The following is an 11,333-nucleotide window of genomic DNA, read 5'->3' on the forward strand; positions in this document are numbered from 1 at the left end:
CTCACCCCTGAATCGGTATCGAAAAGTAAATGCGCGCCCCCATGCCCTCTTGGGAAATAATCGTTAAGCCATAGGTGTCGCCATACATTAATTTAAGCCTTTGGTGCACATTACGCATGCCAATGCGATGCTCTTGTTTGTCCTGGGTGTCGCTCATCGACTCCTTAATCTCCCTCAGTCTCGACTCGCTGAAACCAGCCCCATTATCGACAACTTCTATACGCAAATGTTGACCTTCAATCGTTGCATGAACCTTCAAAATTCCGTTATCTTCCATACATTCCAAACCATGAATGACCGCATTTTCAACAAGTGGTTGTACGATCAGAGGGGTAATCATAATGTCGCTAACTCCCTGATCCAAATGAATTTCATACGTCAACCGATCTCCAAACCGGAACTGCTGTATATCTAAATAACAACGAATCATGTCAAGCTCATCCTTGAGTGGAATTAGACTCCCCATGATTTCAAGCTTTTTGCGCATTAGCTTGCCCAGCGTTCGAACGATGCCGGAAATTTCTGATTCGCCTTTCAGGTGGGCTTTCATGCGAATCGATTCCAGCGCGTTAAACAGAAAATGCGGATTAATTTGACTCGCCATCATCTTCAACTTAATCTCTTTTTGCCGCAGTTCTAACTGATGGTTCATTCGGTTAGATTCATGGACCTCGGTCATCAATTCCCGAATGCTCCGGACCATGTTATTGAACTGTCTTGCGAGCATGCCAACCTCATCATACCCATCAATTTCCGAAGAAACATGCAGATCTCCTAGCGCCACTTTATTGATCTGTTTGTTCAACTGAAGCATTCTGGATGTCAGCATGTTGGAAAAGAAATAAATAAGGACAAAGGCAATGAGTAAACTCGCTAACGTAATGTACAAACCCATATAGCTGATCTTGTTGGCTTTGCCAACGATACTCTCTACTGTGAATACAGATACTATTCGTAAGCCCCTATCGCTTAACGTCGGGATGAGGTCATTGATGAGAACTTTAGAATCTCTTTCTTTGAACCGCGTCTGGTACGTGCCTTCTGGCTTATTGAGAAAATCTTTGGCGAAATCCAATTCGCTTACATTTTTGCCTACCCATTCTGTGTTCTTGGCAGCCACGATATTACCTTTGCCATCCAAAATCATCGTATCAAAAAGCTCTTGACTAACGATCGCATTCATTTCGTCAGGGTTAACATCAATCACCAACACACCACTGGTTCGATAATTAGGGAAATAAATTCTTTTAACCAAACTAAGCACTTTTCGATTATTTTTCGTTTCATCCTCGATAAAGTACCAGCTGATCTTCTCTGTTTTTTTGCTCATCGCTTCCTGGTACCAAAAAGAATCCAAAACCACGGGGGAAGGCTGTATGAAATTCCAGTTGTTTAGCGTTGTTGGATTCGTTGTGTAGAACCGGATATTGTAAACCTCTTTATACAGCTTCACAAAATCGGTGAAATCCTGGAACTCTTTATAAGCGCTTACAACTTCATAAATGGATTGATATTGCGTGTTCACTACACGCTCCAACCGCGGATCAATCATCAGTTTGTTCGAAATCTCAATCGGAATCCGGAGAATATCGGATGCACGCTTGTTAATTTTCTCCACGTTATTGGACGTCTGTCCAATCGCATCGCCCAGCACCGATTGCCGAAAGGCGTTCGTCAAGAACACACCCACGATCAGTACGGGAATGACCACGACCAAAAGGAACGCGAGAATAATTTTATTTTTAATCCGAATATTGTTCGTCTTCTTCATGAAGTATTGGAGCATCGTCATCACCACTCAGCGCGAGAAATTTGTCGTACTTTTAATTATAATACAGTTTCATGATAACGGACTACAGGAGTGAATAGGCAGATTATCATGTCAAAATTGAAAAACCTTCCGAAGCCATTCGTGATGACTTGGGAAGGTCTATCCGGCAGCACAGATAAGACAGAAGCAGCCATGATACTTCCCCAATCGGTCATGTATAACCCTTTAAACAGGGTGATGCCGGGCGTAAGCGTGCGATGGGCTTCATCATTAATGAACACACAGCCGAACATTAAGGTGCCAGCACTTTTTTCATCTGCAACGATGAAAATCATCGTTCTAGCGCGCGACAGCCACGGCGGAGACTTTTGTAACGATGTAAAACATCGTTACAAGCCACACCCAGCGCGGATATCAGGCCTTATATCACCTGTAGTAAAGGGGAACCTCTGGGTACTAAAAAAACTTTCCAAGCTTATGAGAGGCTAGGAAAGTTCAGTTGAACTGATTGACTAAAGCTGCAAGAGATCTTTATGTATTTTAATAACAATCTTCTTGTTCGTCGTCTCCTCCGTAATAGAGCAGTTCGGACGATGGATATCGGAAGGAAAGCAAACCGCAAACATGCCGGGCTTCAGAAGAATTCCCGTTTCTTGCTGTGAAGAGTCCGATTCATAAAAGGCGATATCATGCGAGTCGAACTTATTATCGACCACTTTGGCGTCTGGATGCAGCTTGTAAAAACAAAGCTTTTCCTCTCCGCTGACTAGAAACTGAATATCCGTGTATATCACATGGGATTCAGGTATTTGCTCCTCAGATGGTCGGGTCACGACCTCCTGCACATTGGCGAACATCAGATGGCCGTTATCACCCTCTAGGTCATATCTGCCCGCTTCCGCTTCACCTAAGTTGCGATTCAAAATGTAATCGATACCCCGTCCAACCGCTGGGGGCCACAGATGGCGTTCTTTTTCAAAATGCTTCACGTCGCTAATGATCATTCGATACATGACTCCTTTTGGATAAACGGAATAAAATGCTACATTTACTATAGCCTATGAAAAGAAAAAAGACCCGTTTTTTACAAAGCGAGTCTTGAAAATAATGAGATTAATCCGCAGGACGAGGGCCAGGATCCATACCTGTTTCAGATGCAGTCATTAACGGTTTAACCGTGAGCTCCGCATGTACATGAATTTGGCAGGATAAGCGGATATTGTCTTCTGTAATTCCTTTGGTCTCTCGGATCGCAGTCTCTATCTCATTCATGGGACCAGCATCCCCCTCAATGATTTCAACACGGCAGGTTGCACATCTGGCGTTACCCCCACAGCGGTGCAGAATGTCTACTCCTTGGTCCATGAGGGACAGAACGAGCTTTTTCCCTTCTTCAACCTCGAATGCACCTTTTCCTTCAACTTGAATTGTCGGCATCACAAATTCCTCCTTTTTAACCTTTGTTGCCAAATTGGTGTCAAACCAAACACGAAGCTAAGCTAATCCGTTAAAGAATGACATGATAACGTGACAAATTAGAAAAAAGTTCACACCATTGACGGTGAATTATCCCCCGAACAGTGTGAACGTTACTTAGCTGTTTTATTACTAAAGTTTAAAACTTTTCTTGGTTTGCGCCTTCCCAATCTGCCAAAAACTTCTCGATCCCCGCATCTGTCAGCGGGTGCTTGCTCATGGATTCAATAACTTTGTAAGGCACCGTAGCGATATGTGAGCCTGCAAGCGCAGCTTCAATCACGTGAGCGGAGTGACGAACGCTAGCAGAAATGATTTCGGATTTAATACCGTGTACTTGGAAAATTTGGCTGATTTCTTTAATTAGATTCATACCCACTTGGTTGATATCATCCAAACGTCCGATAAATGGTGATACGTAAGTTGCTCCTGCGCGTGCAGCAAGTAAAGCTTGCGTCGAGCTGAAGATCAAGGTTACGTTCGTAGGGATGCCGAGTGATCTAAATACGCTAGTCGCTTGAAGTCCATCCAATGTCATTGGAAGCTTAATGACAACATTCGGGCTTAGTTTAGCAAGTTTCTTGCCTTGCTCAACCATTTCGTCTGCTTTCAGTGACACGACTTCTGCACTAATCGGTACATCACCGACGATGGAGATGATTTCTTTTACTGTTTCGAAGAAGTCTCTACCTTCTTTAGCAATAAGTGAAGGGTTGGTCGTTACTCCCGCTACAACACCTAACGCGTGAGCTTTGCGAATTTCGTCTACATTGGCTGTGTCGATAAACAATTTCATCCTGTATCCCTACCTTTTCTCCCTTTTGTGGGCTCTTATTGGAAATACTTCTGTCTGATTTGTTGAACGATTGCATCTGCTGTAAAGCCGTATTCACGAATTACTCGATCTGCCTTCGCTGATGCACCAAATTTACGGATGCCAACAACGAAGCCATTGCCTCCCGTAATCTCTTCCCATCCAGCAGGATAGGCCATCTCAATGACAACATTTGCTTTTACTTGTGGTAAAAGAATGTCATTGCGCACCTCTTCAGGCTGCTGCTCGAACAATTCACGGCTTGGCATGGAAATAACACGAGCCCCAATACCATCTTGCGCCAACTGCTTCTTCACGTCAAGTGCTAAGCTCACTTCAGAGCCCGTTGCGATGAGTTGAATATCAGGGGTGGCTGATGCATCAACATCGGATAAAATATAAGCTCCTTGATGAATATGAGCATAAGCAAGATGATCCGTGCCGGGAAGCACCGGCAAATTCTGACGCGAAAGCGCGAATACGAACGGGCCTTCTTTCGCTTGGATAACATACTCCCAAGCTGCTGCGGTTTCATTAGCGTCCGCAGGACGGAACAGTGTCAGATCCGGAATCATCCGCAGGGATGGGATCTGTTCAATCGGCTGATGCGTAGGGCCGTCTTCTCCGACAGCGACGCTGTCATGCGTGAACACGTACGCAACAGGGAGCTTCATGAGCGCGGACAAGCGTATCGCGCCGCGCAAGTAGTCGCTGAACACGAGGAATGTTCCGCCGAAAGCTCGCAATCCGCCGTGCAGCAGCATGCCGTTCAGTGCTGCTCCCATGGCAAACTCACGGACGCCGAACCAGAAGTTGCGGCCGCTGTAATCGGCGGCGCTGAATGCCGCGGCGTCGTTAATCATGGTGAAGTTGGAGCTCGCTAGATCGGCGGATCCGCCTACTAGCTGAGGTACCCGCTTCGCCAAGCCGTTAATCACTTTGCCCGAAGCTGTGCGCGTTGAGATAGCGCCGCTCTCTGGGGTAAAGCGCGGCACATCGGCGTTCCAGTCTGCTGGAAGGTCGCCGCGGTTCGCGAGCTCGTATTGCTGAGCGAGCTCGGGGTGCGCAGCCTGGTAGCTGTTCCACAGCTGCTCCCAGCTGGTTTGGGCTTGAGCGCCCAGTTCCTTGTGCTGGGCGAAGTGCTTGTAGACCTCGGCCGGGACGTAGAAGTCCGGCTCGAGCGGCCAGCCCAGAGCCTGCTTCGTCAGCAGCAGCTCTTCTTTGCCGAGCGGCGAGCCATGCGTGCCGCCGTGGCCGCCTTTGCCGGCTTTGTTCGGACTGCCGAAGCCGATCGTTGTTTTGATCTCAATCAGGGTTGGACGACCCAAATCCGCCTTGCCTTCTTCGATCGCGGCGGAAATTGCCTCGACGTTGTTTTGCTCTTCCACACGTAAGTATTGCCAACCATAGGATTCAATACGCGTCCGGATATTTTCAGAGAACGACATGTTCAACTCGCCGTCGAGCGAAATATCATTTGAATCGTACAGTACGATTAGCTTGCCCAATTTCAAATGACCTGCCAATGAAGCAGCTTCGGAGGAAACACCTTCCATCAAATCGCCATCTCCGCAAATAGCATACGTGAAGTGATCAACGATTGGAAAGTTCGGTTTATTGTAAACGGATGCCTGATGAGCTTCGGCCATTGCCATACCGACAGCCATTGCAACCCCTTGGCCAAGTGGTCCCGTTGTCGCTTCAACACCTGCCGTATGACCATACTCCGGATGTCCGGGTGTGCGACTTCCCCATTGACGGAATTCCTTGATGTCGTCAAGGGTTACATCATAACCACTTAGGTGCAGTAGGCTATAAAGCAGCATTGAGCCGTGTCCTGCGGATAGAACAAATCGATCACGATCAACCCATTTGGGATTCGTCGGATTGTGCTTTAAGTGCCGTGTCCAAAGTGCATACGCCATAGGCGCCGCGCCCATCGGCATACCCGGATGACCCATAGCCGCTTTCTCGACTGCATCGATTGTAAGCGTTCTAATTGTATTGATGCTTAACTCTTCAATGCCAACAGTTGTCTGATTCAAAAGAGATTCGCCTCCATCAATTTGGTTGTATTACTTTCATCTACTCTTTATTATAAGGATAGATGAAGCATTCAAATAATTGATAGTTTCGATACTCGCTATAGAAGGTGTCTATATGGTGAATTTTGAGCTTTATAAAGTATTTTATCTGACTGCCAAAACTGGCAGCTTATCTAAAGCAGCAAAAGAGCTGTACATTACCCAGCCCAGCGTCTCTCACTCGATCAAATTGTTGGAGGAAACTCTTGGGCTGCAGCTGTTTGCAAGGACGTCCAAAGGTGTCGAACTTACCAAGGAAGGCTCTGTGCTGTATTCCTACATCGAGCAGGCGTACAATTTCATTTCACTCGCGGAAGAGAAATTAAGTGAGCTGCGAAATTTCTCTAGCGGAGAAATAAAAATTGGCGGCAGTGACTCCTTGTGTAAACACTATCTGCTCCCTTTCTTGGAGTCATTCCACGTGCAGTATCCGCATGTGCAGATAAACTTAGTCCACGGAACGACACCGGAAATTGTGAAGCATCTGAAGGAAGGCAAGATTGATATTGGCATTGTCAGGACGCCGATTCTAGATGATCAATTGCAGGTGCGAGAAGGCATTACTATTCAGGATTGCTTTGTGACGGGGCCAAAATACCGCGAGCTGTCAATGGGAAAAGTCTCCCTTGCTAAGCTGCTAACCTATCCGATCATCTTATTTTCGAGTAATAGCTCCTCACGGAAATTCGTCACCCGACTGTTCAGTGAAAACGGCTTGCTGCTGGAACCGGAAATTGAGCTCGGCAGCGTGGATTTGCTCATTGAATTCGCTAAGATCGGCTTTGGCGTTTCCTTCGTAACCAAAGAATTTGTAGCGAAGGAGCTGGCAGACGGAAGCTTGTTTGAGGTGAATATTGACGCTACCATTCCGTCGACTAAGATCGGTATTATCACTTTGAAAAATATGCCGCTATCAACCGCAGCCTCTGCTTTCGTTGCAGAGCTGGAGAGCCCCGGGGATTGAGCCGAGGTGAGCATAACTTGGAGTCGGTACCTGAACAAACCTCAACGCTGCCTGAGAGCGCCAAAAAGGCGCTCTCAGCTCGCTTTTCAGCTCCTAACAAGAACAAAAACTCCAAACCTACAACCTTAGTGCCCTTTCAGGCTCCAGAACTTGATGGACCACCCTAAAACAACAGGTAAATGAGGCTGGGCTGGGGTGCTTATAAGATGCTGAGGGTGCTATCAGCTCGGGTGCTGAGTGCACTGGGATGCTGGGGTGCTCTGGGTTCTGCCGGCTCACGGGCTGGGCGTTGGCAAGGAAACCCCATCCGAACGCAAAAAAAGGAGCGCCCAGCCCAAACTGAGCACGCCTTTTTCACAAACTAACGATCGCCTTAATGACCTTCGACTCTGGCTTCAGCCAGGTCTCGAACTGTTCGATCATGCTCTCGAATGTCGCGCGGTGCGTGATGTAGCGCGCGATGTCGATGAGGCCGTCTTGCATGGCGGCACGTACGGTGTTGAAATCCTCCATGGTCGCATTGCGGCTGCTCATTAAGGTCAGCTCCCGTTTATGAAAATCGGGATCATGGAAGGTGATATCGGCTTTAACAAGTCCGACATACACGAGTTTGCCGCCATGTGCGACAAGTCCGAACGACTCGGTCATCGACCTAGCGTTCCCTGTCGCATCGAAGACGACAGTAGGATATTCGCCGTTCGTAAGCGCGGCTAGCTGCTCCTTCGGCTGCTGCAAAGCATTAACCGTATGGTCGATGCCTGCCCAATCACGGCAAAAGGCCAAGCGCTCATCGTTAACGTCCATCGCAATAACGTTTGCTCCGCGCTGCCTAGCTAGGATCATAACGCCGAGTCCGATTGGACCAGCCCCAATCACGAGCACGTTTTCACCGGCGCGAAGTTCGGATCTTCTCACTGCATGAGCTCCGATGCTGAGCGGCTCTAACATAGCTGCTTGGTCCAGCGTCAGCCCATCGGTTTTGATGAGATGGCTGACTGGCAAGGAGATCAGCTCTCTCATCCCCCCGTCGATATGTACGCCAAGAACCTTCATATCTGTGCAGCAGTTCGTCTTGCCGTTACGGCAAGCAATACAAGTCCCGCAGTGCATATAAGGGACGATGCTTACTTGATCACCGATTTGCAGTCCTGTGACACCCTCACCGATCTGTTCAATGTAACCAGCCAGTTCATGCCCGAGAACACGCGGATAGCTAAAAAACGGCTGATTCCCTTTATAAGCGTGCAAATCCGTTCCACAAATGCCAATCCTTTTGATGCGAACAATAGCTTCACCTGCACTTAGACTAGGCTCCTGTACTTCTACTAGCTTAAACTTCTCGATCTGTTCACATAAAATTGCTCTCATACTTGGTTTCCCCCTGTCCGATTACATATAGGTCTTCTCGTTATATTCTGGTCTTCCACTAATCCAAGACTTATTGTGAATGGGTGTCAGGATCTCCAGCACCTCATGAAGCAGCTCGATGTCGATGGGTTCATCTGTCCACGCAATATTATTGCGAATGTTGTCAGGGTTCGCTGTGCTAACTAGCGTCGTAGGGATGCGTTCATTCGCCGTTGCATACTGCACAGCCAGCTTGGCAATGTCAGTTCCCTTGCTTGCACAGTGTTCAGCTGCCTGTTTACATAGACGCTGAATTTCGCCTGAGGCTGGATGCCATTCCGCTGCCGGTCTAGTGCTCAGAAGCCCCATCGACAATGGTGATGCATTCACCAAACCGACCCCATGCTGTTCCAGAAGCGGAACTAGATCCAGCAATGAAGTATCATTCAAAGAATAGTGACAGTACGACAAGACGGAATCTAGTTCTTTGTGAGCCAATGCTTTTTCAAATATAGCTACCGGTAAACCGGATACCCCAAAATAACGAATCTTGCCTGATTGCTTCAATTCATCCAGCGCAGGAAAGGCGCCTTCAAGAATCTCGTTGAATGGGACAAATTCAATATCGTGTAAATATAAGATATCGATATAATCCGTCTGAAGCCGTTGTAAGCTTTCATCGACACTATCCAGAATTCGCTGCTTCGAGAAATCGAACGCTTCTGCTCCGTACCGCCCTGCCTTCGTCGTCAGGATGAAACGATCCCGCTCCAATTGGGCTATCGCTTTACCTAGTACGGTCTCTGCCTTGGTTAACCCATAAAAAGGAGATACATCAATCAGATTAATGCCCATATCAATCGCGGTATGAACGGTGCGAATACTTTCTTCTTCGTTCGTTTCACGGAATACAGATCCTAGCGAGGATGCGCCAAAGCTCAGCACGGAGACGTCAAGCCCGGTTTTGCCTAATTTACGATATTTCATAATTTATAAAATTCCTTTGCATTTAATCCGAATAAGCGAGCTTTATCTGCTTCCGACCAATTTCCTGGCAATGCTTGAGTAAGCACATCAATAACGTCATCATACTCGGCTGCGAGCAAACAAACCGGCCAATCACTGCCAAATAAAACGCGTTCCGTACCAAATACCTCTAGCACATGCTGGATATAAGCCGTAAAATCCTCCCGCTTCCACTCCGTATGATTGGCTTCTGTTACCAGGCCAGATAGCTTACAATATATATTTGGATGCTTCGCAATGGCCGCCATTTGGCTTTTCCAAGGCTCAAGAACGCCATCCGCAATTCGCGGCTTAGCTATATGATCAATAACAGCTCGCAAACCCGGAACCAAATTCAAAAGCTGAACCACCGGATCTAATTGATGGGAAACGACAAGCAGATCAACGGGTACGTCTTTTTCAGCAAAATAACGGAACGCATCTACAAAATGCGGCTCAAGTATAATACTAGCATCCGGCATTTCTTGAATCATGACCCTAAAGCCTACATATTTGGGATGCTGGCTAAACCTTTTATAATGAATATGAAAGTCCGGATCATTCAGATTGAGCCAACCTACGACACCGGCAATCGTATCTGATTCCTCGCTTAGAGATAATAGATAATCCGTTTCTTCCAATGTCGGCGCCGCTTGAACAACAATGGTTTGATCCAAGTTGTGCTTGAGCAGGTGAGGAAACAAATCGTTCGGCAGAAAATCCCGATACAATAACGACAGCTCCGGTGTAAGCCACCCATAGTCACCCCGATCCATCTTCCAATAATGCTGATGTGCATCGATCCGCATTGAGATTCTCCTCTTCATCATCCATATTTGGTATCGCTTTCTTCTATTGTATCACCAAATAAATCATATGAAATAACGATATCTAGCATCTTTATACAGTTTTTTGATATCATGGAATTACGAATTATCTGAAGGAGGAAGCTTATGCATCCCGTACGTAAAGTGTTTGATGCGAACGATGCCTTCCCGTTTTCATTTGCCTATAAAAATACAAAGAGCTCGCAAAGCGAGCTCCCTGAGCATTTCCACGATTGGTATGAAATTGTGTATGTGTATCGAGGAAAAGGAACCTTCTTTATCGATCATACTTTTTATGAAATGAAGCAAGGCGATCTCTTCCTCATCCCTGGCAATACGATTCACCGGGCAACGCCGGATAGAGAGATGCCTGTTACGTCCACAGCGATTTATTTCAGCCCTAGCATCGTACAGGCTCCTCACTTGGGTGACTCTTTCACTTATTTGCATTGCTTCGAGCAAGCCGCAGAACACCGCAATTACAAGTTTGAAACGCTACTCCCGCAGCGTCAACACCTAGATGTGTGGTTGGAATCTGTTCAATATGAATGCAACCATCCCAATTGGGGTCACCGTCAAGCTATCTTGCTGCAGCTCCTTCAACTCCTGCTTTTTTTGAATCGTGATTTGGGAACTGGCACGAACACAGGGGATTCCATTGCTCCCCCTATGTGGATGAGGGAAATCTTGCTCTATATCGATCAGCATTTCTGTGAGGACATCGGCCTTAAGACGCTTTCGAAGCAAGCCTCCGTAACACCTGCCCATTTCAGCCGGGTATTTAAGCAGTTAATTGGGATGAATATTACCGCCTATATCATGACCAAACGAATTATCCGAGCGAAGCAGCTGCTTAGCGAAAACGACCTCAACATTAGCATCATCGCAGAAATGTGCGGCTTCGAGAGCTTACCTCATTTTCATGCCATGTTCAAAAGAGTACTCGGGATGACTCCCGCGGCAGCTAGAAGGTCGGCTAGATAGATGCGGAAACAATTAAAAAAACAACCTCCATAGATATCTATAGAAGTTGTTTCAGTCTAAG

At 46.9% G+C, this 11,333-nt stretch carries 11 protein-coding genes; 3 read left to right on the top strand and 8 right to left on the bottom strand.

The genetic code is table 11. The features are described 5' to 3' along the window. Position 1: 1 nt before the first annotated feature. Positions 2-1,771, bottom strand: coding sequence for a cache domain-containing sensor histidine kinase (locus AC58U0_RS34100; RefSeq protein WP_497383158.1), 1,770 nt, complete (start codon positions 1,769-1,771; stop codon positions 2-4). Between the two features lie 108 nt (positions 1,772-1,879). Here AC58U0_RS34100 and AC58U0_RS34105 point away from each other — a divergent pair, with 108 nt between their 5' ends. Next, the gene (locus AC58U0_RS34105; RefSeq protein WP_497383159.1) at positions 1,880-2,260 is read left to right on the top strand and encodes a hypothetical protein; all 381 of its coding nucleotides are present in this window, start codon (positions 1,880-1,882) and stop codon (positions 2,258-2,260) included. A 23-nt stretch (positions 2,261-2,283) separates the two neighbouring features. On the opposite strand, the gene AC58U0_RS34110 is transcribed toward AC58U0_RS34105, so the two are convergent. The 4 genes from AC58U0_RS34110 to tkt form a co-directional block, all read right to left on the bottom strand. Continuing rightward, complete coding sequence (locus AC58U0_RS34110; RefSeq protein ID WP_497383160.1) at positions 2,284-2,775, bottom strand: NanQ anomerase/TabA/YiaL family protein; 492 nt, start codon at positions 2,773-2,775, stop codon at positions 2,284-2,286. 109 nt (positions 2,776-2,884) lie between these two features. Then, a complete protein-coding gene (locus tag AC58U0_RS34115) occupies positions 2,885-3,208 on the bottom strand; it encodes a 2Fe-2S iron-sulfur cluster-binding protein (protein WP_060648196.1) in 324 nt (107 codons plus the stop codon). 178 nt (positions 3,209-3,386) lie between these two features. Further along, a complete protein-coding gene (gene fsa, locus AC58U0_RS34120; protein WP_029197441.1) occupies positions 3,387-4,043 on the bottom strand; it encodes a fructose-6-phosphate aldolase in 657 nt (218 codons plus the stop codon). 35 nt (positions 4,044-4,078) lie between these two features. Next, entirely contained in the window at positions 4,079-6,106 is a 2,028-nt protein-coding gene (tkt, locus tag AC58U0_RS34125; RefSeq protein ID WP_497383161.1) for a transketolase, read from the bottom strand. A 115-nt stretch (positions 6,107-6,221) separates the two neighbouring features. Here tkt and AC58U0_RS34130 point away from each other — a divergent pair, with 115 nt between their 5' ends. After that, positions 6,222-7,109, top strand: a complete 888-nt coding sequence (locus AC58U0_RS34130; RefSeq protein WP_497383162.1) for a LysR family transcriptional regulator — start codon at positions 6,222-6,224, stop codon at positions 7,107-7,109. Between the two features lie 354 nt (positions 7,110-7,463). On the opposite strand, the gene AC58U0_RS34135 is transcribed toward AC58U0_RS34130, so the two are convergent. From AC58U0_RS34135 to AC58U0_RS34145, 3 genes are read right to left on the bottom strand one after another with little or no spacing between them, the layout of a single operon-like run. Next, positions 7,464-8,477 (bottom strand): zinc-binding alcohol dehydrogenase family protein, encoded by a 1,014-nt coding sequence (locus AC58U0_RS34135; RefSeq protein ID WP_497383163.1) that lies wholly within the window; start codon positions 8,475-8,477, stop codon positions 7,464-7,466. A gap of 21 nt (positions 8,478-8,498) precedes the next feature. Next, complete coding sequence (locus AC58U0_RS34140; RefSeq protein WP_497383164.1) at positions 8,499-9,443, bottom strand: aldo/keto reductase; 945 nt, start codon at positions 9,441-9,443, stop codon at positions 8,499-8,501. Next, positions 9,440-10,270 carry an amidohydrolase family protein gene (locus tag AC58U0_RS34145; RefSeq protein WP_497383165.1) on the bottom strand — a complete coding sequence of 277 codons (831 nt, stop codon included), beginning with the start codon at positions 10,268-10,270 and terminating at the stop codon, positions 9,440-9,442. The genes AC58U0_RS34140 and AC58U0_RS34145 overlap by 4 nt, the downstream gene beginning before the upstream one ends. A gap of 144 nt (positions 10,271-10,414) precedes the next feature. On the opposite strand from AC58U0_RS34145, the gene AC58U0_RS34150 reads away from it, so the two are divergent. Next, on the top strand, positions 10,415-11,272 hold the full coding sequence (locus AC58U0_RS34150) for a helix-turn-helix domain-containing protein (protein ID WP_497383166.1): 858 nt from the start codon (positions 10,415-10,417) through the stop codon (positions 11,270-11,272). The last annotated feature ends 61 nt before the right edge of the window (positions 11,273-11,333 follow it).

This window comes from Paenibacillus sp. J31P190, assembly GCF_059692075.1.